Genomic DNA, 17,145 nt, shown 5'->3' on the forward strand with positions numbered 1-17,145 from the left:
CGTTGTGGATAACGCAGCAGAATCAATGGACCCGCGTTCATCCGCGTGAATCAGGGGCTGTTTTTCTGTCGTCTCAAGAAGAACTGCGCTGCCCGCGGTTCTCGCCGCGAGCAGCGCACCTAAGCAAACCTCAATTCCACAATGCCGCAGTTACTTGGCGGCGGGCGCCATGTAGCTGAGGTCGGACCGGAAATGCAGCAGCTCGGAGGTGGAGCCCCAATAATCCTTGCGCAGCGCAGTCATGATGGTTGCGCCCTGGTCGCCGTAGGCCTCCTGCATGATCGCGTCCAGCGTTTTTGCGGTTGTACCCGCCATCTCGCCCATGTTCTTGCGTTCCTGCACCAGCACCAGCTCGGGGCCGCGTCCGCCGTTGGCGAGCGAATACCAGTCCTGGACCGTGGTGGGCGTGTTGGTCTTGGCGAAGGCGGCGTTGATCTTCTTGACCGCGTCGGCGAAGTCGAGCAGCCCCTCCGGCTTGAGGGCGAAATAGATCACGCTCAGGTATGGGGGCGGCGTGGCGCCGGGCTTGTGGGCCACGGTGAGGTCGGAACGGAGCGCATAGTAGGTCACGGTATCCCCGGCCAGGTAGGGACCCATGGTGGCGTTGGCGTTGGCGCCGTCGGCGACGTTGAACTTCTCGCGCGTGTCGAAGTCCTTCCAATCGTGGCCGCAGGTGGCCACCAGGTAGTTACCGCTGTTCTCCCCGGTGGTGATCTCCCAGACCTCCCAGGACCAGGTATCGTTCTGCGACTTGTGCCAGGCCATGTGCTTGGCGCGTCCCTGCTCGTACTGCGCCGTCATGCCCGGCTTTACTTTGTTGATGTGAACCTCGCAGACGCTGGCCGGCGGCGGGGCCTGGGCTACGGCCAGGGCTGCGGTTAGACAAACGATGGACAGCACGAGAAACGTCTTACGCATGCGGTGCAACCTCCTCAGGACTTTCTTTGGATTTTGTGAGTGAACCTACGGGCCGTGTGGTTCGACACCCCTGATTGGTTGCCGCAAGCCTACGCGGCGGCTGGGACGAGTGTCAACCGGAGACGAAAGCCAAGTACGCACCCGTGTGTCATACTACCGAGGCGCATGTCAGACGCAGAAAGGACGTGGCGGACATGGGCGTCACGTATGTTGAAGGGGTGGTTACGGGCCCGACGGACAAACAGGCTACCGTACGTTTCCTGGTTGACAGCGGCGCAACCTACACCCTGCTGCCGCACGATGATTGGAAAGCGCTGGAGCTTGCGCCCAAGCGTCAGGTCACGTTTACGCTGGCCGATGGCACCACGGTTGAGCGCGCCGTCTCGGAGGCGCACCTCAGACTGCCCGAAGGCGAGGGACACACGCCGGTCATCCTGGGCGAACCGGGAGATCAGGCGTTGCTGGGAGCGGTGACGCTGGAAATCTTAGGCCTGGTTCTCCATCCCTTCAAGCGCACCCTGGAACCGATGCGCATGCTGCTCGCCTGATAGAGCGACAGGCAGACTTTCGGGACATCAGCCCACATTCGATACTGGCATTTTCTCGCAAAAACTCAGGGGACTCCCCACCCTTCGCCAAGACTGGGCGAAAGGGTGGGTAACGCGCCACTGCAGCTACAAATTAGGCGGTATATCAATCAGGAGTGACTTGTCGTTTTCAACCGCATCGACGCGTACATTGTACGCGACGAGTAACGATCGGAGTTGCTCCCGACTGGCGTCAGAATCGAATCGCCCCAACTCATCTATGTTCTGCGCAATGAACGACTCTATTGAAACAACTGCAATCTGACCGGGTGCTATGTGTTCCGCATTCTGCCTTGCACCTTCCAACATTCCGCTCGGAACTACTACATACGGGCGCAGCCCGGCCTGGAGATTCCTCTGGCATTTGTCAAAGTGTCCGGCAGAAGGTGACACTGTAATGTGAAACACGGTGTTGCTAATCTCAAAATCACCAGCCCGTCCCCCTTGTTGATCGGCTGTGCTATATGACTCGTTCCTGACTGATTGGTCTGGAAAGCGTACTTGAAGTTTCGCGCCGACCAAGTACTGTGCGACCGCATCAGATTTCGCCTGTTCCCGCGCGAGCCCGAGCAGTGCCGCAACGAACTCTGCTTTGGTCTTCGATGGGTCAAAAACTGGTTTAAGTCTTTGCTGCTTGTGGTATTCGCCGACTTTCGCAACTAAGAATTCCTGAGCTTTGCGAAGAAGCGCCGTTCGTTGTTCAGGTTCAACTCTGTCCAAATGCACTTATCGAGGGCCGTCCGCCGCCGTTCGTCTAGGGTAAGCACCTTTGCCGAAGGCAGACTACTGCTAACCGCCTACCGTCAACTAGAGCGATGGAAGGCTTCGATAGCGCTATTGCCTGCTGAACTGCAGCTCTGCTGAAGTAACCCGTGGAAATGAAAACGCCTTTCGCAGTAGTCGCCAGAGCGCCCCGAAAACCGTTTAGCTCGACACTGCCAACTGTGTGCCGCCATCTCTTAACCTGAGCTTGCACGTGTGTGCCGGCGAAGAAGAGATTATCGGTAGTGACGTATGCTTCCACGTCGATGCCACCGTCACCCTGGAAGGAGGTTGTTCTGACTTCGCTGAAACCATTGATCTCGAAGAAGCGGCCAACGAACTGCTCGAATTCGCGGGGAGATAGCGCAAGCAATCTCGATCGAACTCTCTCGACCTCGCCTTCGGCAGCTTGGACGATCATCGAAGGAGAAGGCTGCTCGTCGGTCGAGTCATCTCCGCTCTCGGCTTTGGTCTCCAGTAGTGTGTTCATTGCCGACCGTGCGTCATCAATTCGAATTTCGGAGAGTGCCGTGTGGATGCGGAACTCGAACATCCAGACTGTTCGAAGGTCGCCTTTACGATCCGCTTGGATGTCGCGGTAGTGTCTGATCAGTTGAAGTAGGCCCAAGAACCGGTACACCTGGCGTCCAACATTTGCGAAGCCGAAGAATGGTGTTGGGCTGTCATACTGTTCCGCAAGGCGCTTATTTCGCCCAGATAGCTTCTGATCGCCCTCGCGTCCGGCAGCGGTGTAGAGTAACGTTCCACCTTCGATGCGGTCAGCATAGGGATTTTCTGATAGGTTTCGATCACAGTCGAGGTCGGACGTCATAATTGCGACGTGCTTTAACCTGCCTTGCGAATCGACGGACGGTCGAATTCCACCCAGGTTCTCGACTCCAAGCGCGAATCGAATTTGGTCGTTCGTATACAGATGACCGACCGCAAACGACTGAACCGGCTGCACTATCGTTCCCTCGCGAAGGTGAATCGCGAAGAGTCTACAACACGTCGTTCAGAACGTGTCGAGGAATAAATTCTTCACCCAGTCCTGCATGAGGCTGCTAATAGCGGGGATCGAGCCTGGTGGCTGTAGTGCTCTCTAGGCATGGGCGGACGGCGAATCTACCATCCTTGCTCCATGGCTTCGAGAGCCATATCGTGGACAAAATCGAGCATCTGTTCCTCAGTCAAGACGCGGTCTAACACTTGCAACTCGTTGCCGCTCGCCCTAAGTCCCTGAAGGGACAGCAGCGCCGCAGCGATGTCTCTGATCGTCGGTTTCATAGCACCTGTTTCCCCCGCACGTCGGAATAGGACCACCCGTGCATGTGTAACTCTACAATCCCGGTCAATATTCCGGCGGATTTTTGTTATCCGGGACTCGGGCACGCCAGCCCGCAGGCACTCCCCACTCGCGTCCGAGTAGGTTCTGGCGTCCGCTTCGGGGACTCCGATCTGCGTGAATCAGCGGCAAACGCAGGGGTCCTTCGACTCGGATGCGCGTTGGCAGCCCGCGTCGCGCAAAACCGGCGCGCACGGGCCCTGCCAGCGCATCCTCGCTCAGGATGACACGACGTTGAGAGCTATTCCTGTACCGAAACTACCTGCAAGACTTCTTCCACCGACGTATCGCCATTCAGCAGCAGCAAGCCGGCGTATTTCTTCAGGTCGAGCATGCCGTGGCGAAGCGCGGCGTTGTGGATGTCTTCGGTTAGCGCGCCTTTGGCGACCATGGAACGCAGCTCGGCGTTCATTTTCATCACTTCGTAGATTCCGATGCGCCCCTTCACGCCTTTGCCGGCGCAGGCGTCGCAGCCGCGGCCTTTCCAGAATTTCGACCCGCGCGGCAGGCCCATGTAATCGCAGGTCGCGTCTTCGGCGACGTACTCTTCCTTGCAGTGCTTGCACAGGCGGCGTGCCAGGCGCTGCGCCATCACGCCGATGGTGGAGGAGGAAACCAGGAACGGCTCGATGCCCATCTCGTTCAAGCGGGTGAACGCGCCGGCGGCGGAGTTGGTGTGCAGCGTGGTGAAGACCAGGTGCCCGGTGAGCGCGGCTTCCACCGCGATGTGCGCGGTCTCTTTATCGCGGGTTTCGCCGACCAGGATGATGTCGGGATCCTGGCGGAGGAAGGCGCGCAGAATGCGGGCGAAGTCGAGGCCGATATCGGGATGCACCTGGATCTGGTTGACGCCGGCGAGGTCGTACTCGATGGGGTCTTCGGCGGTGGAGATGTTGAAGGCCGGGTCGTTGATTTCGGCGAGGGCGGAGTAGAGCGTGGTGGTTTTGCCCGAGCCCGTCGGCCCGGTCACGTACAGGATTCCGTAGGGCTGGTCGATCAGTTCGCGGACCAGCTTGAGGGTGGGCTCGTGGGAGATGACCTTGTCGAGTCCCAGCATGGTGTTGGACTTGTCGAGGATGCGCAGGCAGACTTTTTCTCCCCACTTGCCGGGAATGGTGGAGACGCGGAAATCAATCGGCTTGGATTCCATGTAGACGGAGATGCGGCCGTCCTGCGGCAGGCGCTTCTCGCTGATGTCGAGCTTGGAGATGATCTTGAGGCGCGAAATGAGCCCGAGCTGCACTTTCTTGGGCAGGTTCTGAATGGTCTGGAGGACGCCGTCAATGCGGTAGCGGATGATGACGTCTTTCTCCATCGGCTCGACATGGATGTCGCTGGCGCCCTTCTTGATGGCCAGTCCGAGCACGGAATTGGCGAGGCGGATGATGGGCGCGTCCTCGCTGGCGGACATCAGGTCCTGCTTGCTTTCGGCGATTTTGTCCTCGGAGACCTGGATGTCGCGGATGAGGTCGGACTGCATCATGTCGATCATGGCCTCGGACGAGACCGGCGGCGCAACCAGGGTGGTGGCGGGTGTGACGCCGGTGGCGGGCTTTTCCTCTTCCTTCTTCATGAGCTGGTTGTAGGTGGTGCTCATGAACTTTTTGAAATCTTCCTCGGTGGTGACGACCGGCTCGATCATGACGCCCTTGATGATGCGGCGGATGTCGTCCACGGCGATGATGTTGTTGGGATTGACCATCGCGAGGGAGAGACGGTTGTTGATGAAGGCGATGGGAATCACCTTGTGCTGCAGCATCATGGGCAGGGGAAGCAGCCCGAGCACGCGGGGATCGAAGTGCATTTTGGCGAGGTTGATGAATTCGATGCCGACATGCTGGCTGGCGTTCTCGACACGCTCGGCGAGCACGGTAGTAAGGGCGAGACCGATTTTCGGGTACTGCAGCAGCAGGTCGTGGAAATCGGCCCGTTCCAGCACGGCGCAGGTGGTGGGCTGAAGAGAGGTGACGGAGGCGGTGCGCGGCTTGCCGGTGAGCAGCGCCATTTCGCCGAAGTTCTGTCCCGGACCCAATTCGGTGAGGAGGAAGTCAATGCCGGTGTGCGGGTCCTTTTTGCGGATCTCCACCAGGCCGGCGGTGATGAAGAACATGGAATTGCCCGGCGCGCCTTCCCGGACGATGACCTGGTTGGGCAGGAAGTCGCGGCGCTTCATGCGCTTGACCACCTGCTGGCAGTCGTCCACGGAGAGGGCGCTGAACAGTTTGATGCGCTGCAAGAAATGCTGCGGCTCGGCCGCGGGCTTGGACTCCTCGGGGGCTTCGCGCGTGAAAGCGTCAGCAGCGGCGGCGCCGCCGCCATTCGGCGGGACAACCCCTTTCACCGGCTCAGACGACATGATGGGCCTCCAAACGAGTTTCAGCTTCAGTTTCAGTTTCAGACGGTGGGACCTGAACCCGAAACTGCGCACTCAAAACCCGAAACTGAAACTTCTTCGTCGGGTTGGGACTGACTTCCGCAAGAAACGCCGAGGGGAGAGGCGAGGGATTATACATCAGGCAACGGGAAAGGCTGGATGGATCGCGAAGTCAGCACCCGGGACGGAGGGTACCTCCCTGGCAAGCGGGGACAACGGTTTTTTTTCCCCGGCGCTTGAGCTATAGTGGCGGCTCTGTCAGGAAGCACCAGTGTGCCCGCGCGCGCTGGTCAGGCCGGCCTATGAGCACCACCAGAGCAACGCCGGACAAGGCGAGCGTTTCCAGCGCCTTGCGCACCATGCCCGCCGTCATCTGCTTCGATGGCGACACACTGGCGCACAAGGCGATTGCCGCCTGCCAGCGCTACGCGCGGGTGAAGTACGCCGACCTGGCGTCGCGCGAGGCGGAGACCATCGTGGTGGTCTCCTCGGAACGGCTGCTGGCGCAATACCAGCCGCTGCTGCGCGCGCCCAACATCCGCATCATCGCCCTTTCCGACACCCGCTACCGCGACGCGCGGCTGGACGGCGCTGTGTACGGGTACCTGCCGACCAATACCCAGCCGTTGCTGGTGGAACGCATGATGGACCAGGCGCTGGACCACATCCATCTGTCGGCGACGCGGCGGGAGGCGAACGAGCGGCTGGACCGGGCGACCAACGAGATCAAGGAACTGAACGCGATCGGGGCGGCGCTGTCGGCCGAGCACGACACGGACAAGCTGCTGGAGATGATCCTGACCAAGTCGCGGGAGATCACCAAGAGCGACGCGGGATCGTTGTACCTGGTGGAAGAAGTGCCGCTGGAGGGCGAGGCGCTGCCGCCGGCGCCGGAGGAACTGAAGGAGTACGGCGGCGCCAAGCTGGTGGTCAGCCGCAAGGAAAAAACCAAAAAGGTGCTGCTCTTCAAGCTGCCGCAGAATGACACCGTGGGGAACGTCGCGTTCCGCGAAGCGGTGATGGAGATCAGCGACAAGTCCATCGCGGGCTACGTGGTGCAGACGGGCGAGATCGTGAACCTGGAAGACGCCTATCACCTGCCGGAGCTGGTGCCGTACTCGTTCAACCGCAAGTTCGACGAGGATTCGGGCTACCGCACCAAGTCCATGATCGCGGTGCCGATGCGCAACCCGAAGACGGGGGAGATCGTGGGCGTGGTGCAGTTGATCAACGCCAAGCGGAGCGCCGAGGCGAAGCTGAATTCGCTGTCGGCGGTGGTGACGCAGGTGGTGGCGTACACGGTGCGGCAGCAGGAGATGGTGGCGTCGCTGGCCAGCCAGGCGGCGGTGGCGCTGGAAAACAGCAAGCTGTACCAGAAACAGCAGGAGCTGTTCGAGGGATTCGTGAAGGCGTCGGTGACCGCGATTGAATCGCGAGATCCGACCACGTCGGGCCATTCGGAACGGGTGATGAACCTGACGGTGGCGCTGGCGGAAACGGTGGACCGAGCCGGCGACGGGGTGTACAAGGACGTCCAATTCACGCGCGACCAGATGAAGGAGATCCGGTACGCGTCGCTGCTGCACGATTTCGGCAAGGTGGGCGTGCCCGAGCAAGTGCTGGTCAAGGCGATGAAGTTGCTTCCAGCGGACTTTAGGGATCTCCAGCGGCGGTTCCGCGACTCGGTGAAGCGCAGCATGCAGGTGCGGTCGCTGCAGTCGAAGCTCAATTACGTGCTGGAAAAGGGGCGCGACGAGTACCTTGCCAAGCAGACCGAGTACGACGCGTTCTTCGAGCAGCAGTTGCAGGAAGTGGATGGATTTTTCGCTACGGTGCTGCAGTCGAACGAGCCGACGGTGCTGGCGGAAGGAAATTTCGACAAGCTGAAGGAGATCACGGCGCGGCACTTTTTGGTTTTCGACGGCACGGACGAGCAGTTGCTGACGCCGTACGAGGCGCAGCTGCTGTCGATCCCCAAGGGATCGCTGGATGAAAATGAGCGGCTGCTGATCGAGTCGCACGTGACGCACACCTTCGAGTTTCTCAGCAAGATTCCGTGGACCAAGGAGATCCGTAACATTCCGGAAATCGCGCGCGGCCACCACGAAAAGCTGACCGGGAAGGGATATCCCAACAAGCTGACGGCGCCGGAGATTCCGCTGCAAACGCGGATGATGACGATCTCCGACATTTTTGACGCGCTGGGGGCGAGCGACCGTCCTTACAAAAAGGCCGTGACACTGGAAAGGTCGCTGCAAATCCTGGAGGCGGAGGTGAAGGACGGCAACATCGATTCCAACCTGTTCCGCCTGTTCGTGGAAGCCAAGATTTGGGAGCGCTGGTATCAGGCACCGTTCCCGTACTAGCTCTCAGCTATCAGCTCTCAGCTTTCAGTCTGTAACGCCGACAGCGACGTGAGTGGTGGGCCCGGATTTTGCCATGTGATACGCGCTCACTACGCCAGATACAGCTCCGCCAATAAGGCGTACGCCCGGCGCAGGTGCGGGATCACGATGGAGCCGCCGACCATGAGCGCGACGTTGAGCGCTTCCTCCTGCTCGGGACGCGAGGCGCCGAGGCGGTACGACTGGATGATGTGGTAGTTGATGCAGTCGTCGCAGCGCAGCCCGGCGGAAACCACCAGCCCCATCAATTCCTTGTACTTGGCCGGGATCGCGCCTTCCAGGTAGGTATTGTGGTCGAGGTTGTAGAAGCGCTTGACCAGGTAGTTGTCGGCGGCGTCCACGTTCTCATTCAGCCGGCGGCGCGTGGCAAGGAATTGGCGCGCGATGGGGCTGCGCGCGGCGGCGTCTTGTTCGCTGTGGAGGTAGGCGGGCTCGCGGCGATCGTCAGGCATGGGGCAATTCTATCGGGTGATCGGGCGATCGGGCGATCGAACAGCAATTCACCATCTTTGCCGATTGCGGATTGAAGAACGGCAGTACGAGCGCATAGACTCTGGCGATGCGCTTTCAACCAAGTTCACGTTTCCCTATGTACTTAATACTGGCCATCCTGGGCGGGCTGGCGTTTGCGATGCTGGCCATGTCAGGCCGGTCCGCAACGCTGCAGAACTCCCAACATGGCCCGGTATTGACGGAAACACACCGGTCATATCGCTTTCATCGCGATGGGTGGACGTATGTGCACCTGGAGGGATCGCCGGCGGAGATCGGATATCAGCACGGGTACCTGCTGGCGCCGGAAATCGAGGACGCGTTCCAGGCGGTGAAGCTGCAGAACACGCACAACACCAAGCGCGATTGGGATTTTTTCCGCGCGACGGCGCGCGACGTCCTGTGGCCGCACATTGACACCGAGTACCAGCAGGAATTGCAGGGGATCGCCAATGGGCTGAAGGGGCGCGGCGCCGCCATGGATGTGTGGGACGTGGTGGCGCTGAACGCCTTCGAGGAGGTGCCGGATTACTATGTGCCGTGGCTGGAGGAGAAGCAGAAACGCGCGGGGTTGGAAGCGCCGGAACATCCACCGCTGCACGCGCCGGGGAATTGCAGCGCGTTCGTGGCCACCGGGAGCTGGACGAAGGATCATCGTCCGGTGATCGCGCACAATAACTGGACCAGCGTTCTACACGGGGCGCGCTGGCGAATCATCTTCGACATCGTGCCGCAGAAGGGCTACCGCATGATCATGGACGGATTTCCGGGGGTGATCGTCAGCGATGACGACTTCACCATCAATGCGGCGGGCCTGGCGGTGACGGAGACGACGATCGCGCGCTTCCACGGCTACGATCCCAACGGCAAGCCGGAGTTCGTGCGCGCCCGCAAGGCGACACAGTACGCGAAGTCCATCGATGAGTACGTCAAGATCATGAACGACGGCAACAACGGCGGCTACGCCAACGACTGGCTGCTGGCGGACTTCAACACCGGCGAGGTGGCGCGCTTCGAGCAGGGCCTGAAGCACACTCGTCTATGGCGGACGAAGGACGGGTACTACGTGGGGTCGAATTTTCCCAGCGACCCGGAATTAATCAAGGACGAAACCGATTTCGATGTCAGCGACAAGTCGAGCTCGATGAACGCGCGGCACGCGCGCTGGGACCAGTTGATGGCGCAGCATAAAGGGAAGATTGACGCCGCGCTGGCGGAGAAGTTCGAGAGCGACCACTACGATTCATTCCAGAAGAAAGAAGAGGCGAGCGAGCGGACGCTGTGCGGGCACGTGGAGACGTCGCCGCGCGGGACCAAGGAATGGGACTGGGATCCGTATTATCCCGGAGGCACGGTGCAGGCCAAGGCCGCCGACGCGGCCATGGCGAAGAAGATGGCTTTCGTGGCGCGCGCCGGTCATGCGTGCGGCGGCAACTTCAAGGCGGCGGAGTTCCTGGCGGCGCATCCGGAGTTTGCATGGCAAAAACCGGCGCTGACGGACATGATCGCCGGGCCGTGGACGGAGTTCACGATCGGCGAGAGGAAGTGAGTTTGGATTTTGGAATTGGTAATTTGCAATCTGCAATTGGGCCTGCGCTTCGCCAACCACCGGGCTACGATAAAATTCAAAGTCGCATATTTTCCGCACGAAAGGCTCTCCGGCCGATGAGAATGCTATTTGGAACCGACGGGATCCGCGGCGTGGCGGGCGATCCGCCGCTGGATGCCGCTACCGTGTATGCCGTGGGTGCGGCGCTGGGGCAGCAGTTGAAGGCGCAGCACGGCGACGCGCAGGTGGTGATCGGGCAGGACACGCGGGAGTCGAGCGCGTGGATTGCGGAGTCGCTGACACGCGGACTGGAATCGGCGGGCGTCGCCGCGCAGAGCGCAGGCGTGATCACCACGCCGGCGGTGGCTTTTTTGGCGCGCGGCGGTTTTGCCGCGGGCGTGGTGATTTCCGCATCGCACAATCCCTGGACCGATAACGGCATCAAGATCTTCGGGCACGACGGCTACAAGCTTTCCGATGAGGTGGAGGAAAAACTGGAGGGCGACATCTTCGCGCTGCTGCACGGGAACCGGGTTCCGGCCGCCGCGGCGCAGCCAAGCGACAAGCCGGGGCCGATGGGGACCGAGCCGCGGCTGCTGAAGGAATATGTCGCGTGGCTGGCGAAAAACGTGGAAGGGACTTCGCTGCGCCGCCTGCGCGTGCTGGTGGACTGTGCGAACGGAGCGGCGACACCGGTGGCGCACGAGGTGTTTCGAATTTGCGGCATTCACGCCGAACTGACCTGCGATCAGCCGAGCGGGCAGAACATCAACGAGAGTTGCGGCGCGCTCCATCCGAAAATCGTCGCGGAAAAAGTCGCGCAGCGGCGCGGGATCTTCGACCTGGGAGTCACCTTCGACGGAGACGCAGACCGGGCGCTGTTCTCGGACCGCAAAGGACGAGTGGTGAACGGCGACGCCGTCCTGCTGCTGGCGGCGCGCGACATGAAGGCGCGGGGGCGGCTGAAGGGCGACACGGTGGTGGCGACCACGATGTCGAACATGGGCCTGGAGGTGGCACTGGAGCGCAGCGGCATCCGCATGCTGCGGGCGCCGGTGGGAGACAAATACGTGCTGGAGGAGATGAAAAAGACAGGCGCGACGCTGGGAGGCGAGCAGTCGGGACACATCATCTTCCGCGACGGCGATTCCACCACCGGCGACGGCCTGCTGACCGCGTTGCGGGTGATGGAGGTGATGGCGCGCAGCGGAAAGCCGCTGCACGAACTGGTCGGCGATTTGAAGGTCTATCCGCAGACGATCAAGAACGTGCGGGTCAGGGAGAAGACCCCGTTCGCCGATTTGCCCGAGGTCGCCGGCGCCATTGACGCGGCGCAGAAGGAGCTGCACGGGAGCGGAAGGGTCGTGGTGCGATATTCCGGGACGGAGGCGCTGGCGCGCGTGATGGTGGAAGCGGAGTCGGAAGACACGATGCGGCGGATCACGGAAGGAATCGCGGGAGCGATTGAGAGAGCGATAGGGATTTCGTAATTTGGTAATTTTGTAATTTGGTAATTTGAAATACAGGTGGCAGTCAGAGGCAAGACTCGACGCCTGACCTCTGGAAATTACTAAATTACCAACTTACGAAATTACCAAGTCCTGGAACCCCACATGATCGACATCGCTGCCAACGATCGCGTATTCGTTCTGACCGGCGCGGGAGTGAGCGCGGAGAGCGGGCTGCCGACGTTTCGCGGGGCGGGCGGGTTGTGGCGGGGTTATCGCGTGGAGGAGGTCGCGTCGCCGGTGGCGTGGGCGCGCGATCCGCGGATGGTGTGGGAGTTTTATTCCATGCGGCGCAAAGCGCACCGCGAGAAGCAGCCGAACCCGGCGCACTTCGCGCTGGCAAAACTGGAGGAGGCGCTCGGGGACCGGTTTTTCCTGTGCACGCAGAATGTGGACAAGCTGCACGAGGAGGCGGGGTCGCGCAGCGTGGTCCACATGCACGGGCGGCTGTTCCAGAGCCGGTGCGACAGCTGCGCCCGGCCGCCGTTCGAGGACGCCAACATCTACGAGGACGAGGTGCCGCGCTGCGCGTGCGGCGGGCAAATCCGGCCGCATATCTGCTGGTTCGGCGAAACGCCGTACGAGATGGAGGTGATTGAGCGGGAACTGCAGCGCTGCTCGGTGTTCATGGCGGTGGGAACGTCGGGCGTGGTGTACCCGGCGGCGGCATTCGCGGCTCAGGCACGCCGCAGCGGCGGGGCGAGGACGTATTACGTAGGGCCGGAGGAACCGGCCAACCGTGCCCTGTTCGACGAGTGCTACCTGGGCATGGCCGGGGAGTTGCTGCCACGGCTGTTCCACTGGTCCCAACTCGGTGCAGTAAGTGTTTGACTTAGCCGGGTGGCAGACCTACTCTGTTGCGCAAGCGGGCGAGGTTTCGGCAGGTTTTCCAATTTTTCCTCAATAGAATCGCCTCTGGCACCCGCATCGAGGTTTGGCCATGCGTGCACCACAAGTCCTCGCCAAGTACGCAGTCCTTGTATTGTGTTTCGCCGCACCGTTCGTGTTTTCACAGTCCGGCGGCCAAACCGGCGGGGGTAGCACGACGAAGAACACTCCCAGCGTGCCCGCACGCCCGACGTCGCCCAGAATACAGGAGGAGCGCCGGTTAGTGTTCCTCAGCGGGCGAGTCACGCTGGACGACGGCACGGAGCCGCCGGAACGGGCGTCAATCGAACGCGTGTGCAACGGACGGGTGCGGCGCGAGTCCTATACCGACTCGCACGGACAGTTCGGGTTTCAGTTGGGCGCGGAGGATCGAGGTTTTCAGGATGCATCGGTGGGGGGCGGTCCCGATCCGATGCGCAACATGTCACCGTTCCCGAATCCACAAGCGGCAGGCAGGTCACTCGGGACGGCGAGTCAAGGGGCCACGCAGCAGGACGGGACGGCGAGTCAAGGGGTCACGCAGCAGTACGGGACGGCGAGTCAAGGGGTCACGCAGCAGGAATGGCTGGGTTGCGAGCTACGCGCGAACCTGGCAGGATTCCGTTCGGATTCCATTGCGCTGGCAGGGCGCCAGCTCTTCGACAATGGCAGCGTGGGGACGATCGTGCTGCACCGTCTCGGCAACGTAGAGGGCACCAGCATCAGCGCCACCTCGCTGCGGGCGCCGCGGAATGCGAAAAAGGCGTTTGAACGTGGCCAGAATTTTCTGAAGAAAGGGAACAAAGCGGAGGCGGCCGGGCAGTTCAGCAAAGCGATCGAATTGTATCCGATGTACGCAGAGGCACGGATGCAACTCGGCGATATCTACGCCAACCTGGGACGCCGTGAGGAAGCGAAAAAGTCGTACGAGCAGGCCCTCGAAGCTGATCCGCACTTCCTGCCGCCGTACTTCGGCCTGGCGGTGCTGGCGGCCCAGGAGAAGGATTGGAAGTCTGTCGCCGAACTCAGCGCACGCGCGCTGGCGCTGAATGCCTACGAATATCCCGTCGCGTATTTTTACGATGCGGCCGCCAACTACAATCTGCGCAACTTCGATCGGGCCGAGAAAAGCGCGCGCGCGGGACAGCGACTGGATTCGCAACATCGCTTGCCGCGTATTGATTTCATTCTCGCCAACGTCCTCATGCAACGCGGGGACTTTGCCGGCGCCGCCGAGCAACTGCGCTCGTTCCTGAATCATGCGCCACCCGGCGCGGAGGCGGACGAGGCGCGTGAAATGCTGGCGGGCACCGAGAGCAGGCTGGCGGCCGCCGCTCCGGCCGCCAACGCGGTGGCGACGCCGAAGTAATCGTTGCCGGACGCGGGATCGCGCCACTAGTCGAGGTCGCGCCAGTTCTTGCCCACGCCCATATCCACCAGCAGCGGGACTTTGAGCGGATGGGCCTGCTCCATCTGCTCCTTGACCAGCGCGCGCAGGCTTTCGATTTCCTCTTCCGGCGCTTCAAAGACCAACTCGTCATGGACCTGAAGCAGCATGCGCGACTGGAGTTTTTGTTCGCGCAGCAGGCGGTCAATGCGGATCATGGCGATCTTGATGAGGTCGGCGGCGGTGCCCTGCAGCGGGGTGTTGACGGCGGTGCGCTCGGCGAAGCCGCGGAGGTTGGAGTTCTTGCTGAGAATGTCGGGAATGGGGCGCACGCGGCCGAACAGCGTGGTCACCTTCTGGTCGCGCCTCGCCTGCGCCAGGGTCTGGTCGATGAAGCGGCGCACGCCCTGGTATTTTTCGAAATACGCATCAATGTAGGCTTTGGCCTCCTTGGTGTCGATGCCCAGCGTCTGGGAGAGCCCGAAGGCCGAGAGGCCGTAGACGATGCCGAAGTTCACCACCTTGGCGCGGCGGCGATGCTCGGAGTCCACCATGAGCGGGGGCACGCCAAAGACCTGCGAGGCGGTGAGGGTGTGAATGTCGTCGCCGCGGCGGAACGCCTCCACCAGCAGCCGGTCTTCGGAGAAGTGCGCCAGCAGGCGGAGTTCGATCTGCGAGTAATCGGCCGCCAGCAGCAGGCAGCCGGGCTCGGCGATGAAGGCGGCGCGGATTTCGCGCCCCAGCTCGGTGCGGACGGGAATGTTCTGCAGGTTCGGGTTCTTCGAGGAGAGGCGGCCGGTGGCAGTGTTGGTCTGATCGAAGGTGGTGTGCAGGCGGCGCGTGACAGGGTTGAGCAGCAGCGGCAGCGCGTCCACGTAGGTGGACTTCAGCTTTGAGAGCTGGCGGTAGGAGAGCACCAGGCGCGGTATTTCGTGCGCGGCGGCGAGGTCCTGCAACACGTCCACGGCGGTGGAGATGGTCTTGCCCTTGCCGTACTTCATCGGCCTCGGCAGGTTGAGCTTGTTGAACAGAATGTCGCCGAGCTGCTTGGGAGAGTTGATGTTGAACACCTGCCCCGCAAGTTCGTAGATCTGGCGCGCCACCGACTGGCAGTCGCGATCCAGGCGACTCGACATTTCGGCCAAAACGTCGCAATCGATTTTCACGCCGGCGTCTTCCATGCGCGCCAGTACGGGCACGAGCGGGAGATCGATTTCGTCGTAAAGCTTCTTCAGCCCGGCCTGCTCGACTTTTTCGCGCAGGGAGGAGGCGAGGCGGCCGGTGACGTCGGCGGCTTCGGGAAGCGATCCACCCAGCTTGAGGTTGAAGTGGCGCAGCGCGACCTGGGGCAGCTCGTGGTTGGAGTAGGTGGGGTCGAGCAGGTAGGAGTAGAGCATGGGGTCGTGCTCGACGCCGGCGAGTTCGAAGGCCACGTTTTCAGGGCCACCCGAGAGCGCGTGCAGGGCGGCCTTGTAATCGTGAATGGATTTCGCAAGGGTGGGATCGGCGAGAGCCTTTTTCACGCGCGTGGCGGCGGGACCGCCGTCGAGGGAAATTGACAGCGCATGGCCGGGATGGGCGGAGATGGCGAGCCTGTCGGGCGCGGCGGTCACTTCGGGGACAGCGGGCTCGTCCAGGAGCGACAAGGGTGGGGCAACCGTGGTTTCGTTTTCAGCGATTTCGTCTTCTTCTGTCGCGGGCGAGGGCGCCTGCGCTCCATCAGCTTGCTGCACAGCGATGGCGAGTGGGGCGTGCTTGCTCACCGACCGGAGCACGCTTTCCACGTCGGCGGCGGATGTGGCGTCGCGGTAATCGGTCTCGCCGAGCTCGACGCCCGAAGGCAGAAATTCCTTCAGCAGCGTGTTGAACTCCAGCTCGGCAAACAGTTCGCGGCAGGCGGCGGCGTCAGGCTCGACGGCGCGCATGGGCTCCAGGTCCAGCGTGACCGGGACATTGGCATCGATGGTGGCCAGCTGCTTCGACCACAGAATCTGCTCGCGATAATTCTGCAGCGACTCGCGGTAAGTTTTCTTCTCGATTTCGGCGGCGTGCTCCAGGGCATTCTCCACCGAGCCGAAGCGCTGGATAATGTCCACCGAGCCCTTGTCGCCGATGCCGGGCGCGCCGGGAATATTGTCAATCGCGTCGCCGCGCAGCGCCATGACGTCCACCACGCGCGCGGGCGGCACGCCGAGAATCTCCTCGACCTTGGGCGGATCGCAAATCAGGTTGTCCTTGGGCGGATTGAGGACGCAGATCCGGTCGTTGACAAGCTGCAGCATGTCCTTGTCGTTGGAAACCACGTAGACGGTGTGTGACTGCGCGGCGGCCTGGCGGGCGAGGGTGCCGATGACGTCGTCGGCCTCGTAGCCCGACATCTCGAGGATGGGAATGCGGTAGGCCTCGAGCAGGCGGCGGATGTGGGGAATCTGCTGCGCCAGGTCGGCGGGCATTTCCGCGCGCTGCGCCTTGTAGCCCTTGTACTCCTGCTGCTGGAAGGTTTGCGTTTTCAGGTCGAACTTGCCGACAGCGGACATTTGCGCGGCTTGCTGGTCGCGGAAGGTGGGCGCAGCCACGTCGAAGACGGCGGCGCGGTACTCGGGGGCGAAATCCTTCACCAGCTTGAGCAGCATGTTGGTGAACACGAAGGTGGCGCTGGTGGGAACGCCCGTTTTCGTGCTCATCGGCCGCTGGCGCGCCATGGCGTGATAGGCGCGGAAGATGAACGACATGGCGTCAATCAGGAAGATGCGCGGCTTGCCGGCCGTGTGGCGCGGGTCTCCGACCCGCGTTTCCACGCGCTGGTCCGCGGGGGCGGGGTCCTGAACGGATTTATTGCGTGGAGGCAACAGATTAGTTTAGCAAGGGTGAGCGAGGTCGGCGAGGGGCAGTCGCGTGAGGTGCCGCGCCGCTGGCGCTCGCAGTTCTTTATGCCGCAACCCACCGCTGCC

The 17,145-nt window shown here is 61.8% G+C and carries 13 protein-coding genes; 6 read left to right on the forward strand and 7 right to left on the reverse strand.

Features of this window, described 5'->3' with window-relative positions; genetic code table 11:
- Positions 1–150: 150 nt before the first annotated feature.
- Positions 151–918 carry a hypothetical protein gene (locus LAN70_13080; GenBank protein MBZ5512086.1) on the reverse strand — a complete coding sequence of 256 codons (768 nt, stop codon included), beginning with the start codon at positions 916–918 and terminating at the stop codon, positions 151–153.
- Between the two features lie 194 nt (positions 919–1,112).
- On the opposite strand from LAN70_13080, the gene LAN70_13085 reads away from it, so the two are divergent.
- Positions 1,113–1,466, forward strand: coding sequence for an aspartyl protease family protein (locus LAN70_13085; GenBank protein MBZ5512087.1), 354 nt, complete (start codon positions 1,113–1,115; stop codon positions 1,464–1,466).
- Positions 1,467–1,592: 126 nt separating this feature from the next.
- On the opposite strand, the gene LAN70_13090 is transcribed toward LAN70_13085, so the two are convergent.
- The 4 genes from LAN70_13090 to tadA all read right to left on the reverse strand — a co-directional run bounded on the left by LAN70_13090 (position 1,593) and on the right by tadA (position 5,968).
- Positions 1,593–2,225 carry a DUF4928 family protein gene (locus LAN70_13090; protein ID MBZ5512088.1) on the reverse strand — a complete coding sequence of 211 codons (633 nt, stop codon included), beginning with the start codon at positions 2,223–2,225 and terminating at the stop codon, positions 1,593–1,595.
- Between the two features lie 34 nt (positions 2,226–2,259).
- Positions 2,260–3,234, reverse strand: coding sequence for a restriction endonuclease (locus LAN70_13095; protein ID MBZ5512089.1), 975 nt, complete (start codon positions 3,232–3,234; stop codon positions 2,260–2,262).
- 158 nt (positions 3,235–3,392) lie between these two features.
- A complete protein-coding gene (locus LAN70_13100) occupies positions 3,393–3,554 on the reverse strand; it encodes a hypothetical protein (protein MBZ5512090.1) in 162 nt (53 codons plus the stop codon).
- Between the two features lie 299 nt (positions 3,555–3,853).
- Positions 3,854–5,968, reverse strand: a complete 2,115-nt coding sequence (tadA, locus tag LAN70_13105) for a Flp pilus assembly complex ATPase component TadA (protein ID MBZ5512091.1) — start codon at positions 5,966–5,968, stop codon at positions 3,854–3,856.
- A 320-nt stretch (positions 5,969–6,288) separates the two neighbouring features.
- Between tadA and LAN70_13110 the strand changes: the two genes are divergently transcribed.
- The gene (locus LAN70_13110; GenBank protein MBZ5512092.1) at positions 6,289–8,352 is read left to right on the forward strand and encodes a GAF domain-containing protein; all 2,064 of its coding nucleotides are present in this window, start codon (positions 6,289–6,291) and stop codon (positions 8,350–8,352) included.
- 89 nt (positions 8,353–8,441) lie between these two features.
- Here LAN70_13110 and LAN70_13115 read toward each other — a convergent pair whose 3' ends face one another.
- Complete coding sequence (locus LAN70_13115) at positions 8,442–8,843, reverse strand: carboxymuconolactone decarboxylase family protein (GenBank protein MBZ5512093.1); 402 nt, start codon at positions 8,841–8,843, stop codon at positions 8,442–8,444.
- A 137-nt stretch (positions 8,844–8,980) separates the two neighbouring features.
- Here LAN70_13115 and LAN70_13120 point away from each other — a divergent pair, with 137 nt between their 5' ends.
- The 4 genes from LAN70_13120 to LAN70_13135 all read left to right on the forward strand — a co-directional run bounded on the left by LAN70_13120 (position 8,981) and on the right by LAN70_13135 (position 14,176).
- Positions 8,981–10,432 carry a peptidase C45 gene (locus LAN70_13120; protein ID MBZ5512094.1) on the forward strand — a complete coding sequence of 484 codons (1,452 nt, stop codon included), beginning with the start codon at positions 8,981–8,983 and terminating at the stop codon, positions 10,430–10,432.
- A gap of 116 nt (positions 10,433–10,548) precedes the next feature.
- Positions 10,549–11,922 carry a phosphoglucosamine mutase gene (glmM, locus tag LAN70_13125; protein MBZ5512095.1) on the forward strand — a complete coding sequence of 458 codons (1,374 nt, stop codon included), beginning with the start codon at positions 10,549–10,551 and terminating at the stop codon, positions 11,920–11,922.
- Between the two features lie 123 nt (positions 11,923–12,045).
- The gene (locus LAN70_13130; GenBank protein MBZ5512096.1) at positions 12,046–12,771 is read left to right on the forward strand and encodes an NAD-dependent deacylase; all 726 of its coding nucleotides are present in this window, start codon (positions 12,046–12,048) and stop codon (positions 12,769–12,771) included.
- Between the two features lie 109 nt (positions 12,772–12,880).
- Positions 12,881–14,176, forward strand: a complete 1,296-nt coding sequence (locus LAN70_13135; GenBank protein ID MBZ5512097.1) for a tetratricopeptide repeat protein — start codon at positions 12,881–12,883, stop codon at positions 14,174–14,176.
- A gap of 26 nt (positions 14,177–14,202) precedes the next feature.
- Here the strand turns inward: LAN70_13135 and polA are convergent, their stop codons facing one another.
- On the reverse strand, positions 14,203–16,926 hold the full coding sequence (gene polA, locus LAN70_13140; GenBank protein MBZ5512098.1) for a DNA polymerase I: 2,724 nt from the start codon (positions 16,924–16,926) through the stop codon (positions 14,203–14,205).
- Positions 16,927–17,145 lie beyond the last annotated feature (219 nt).

The sequence above is a fragment of the Terriglobia bacterium genome (assembly GCA_020072845.1).
In the GTDB taxonomy this organism is placed as follows: Bacteria; Acidobacteriota; Terriglobia; order Terriglobales; family Acidobacteriaceae; genus JAIQGF01.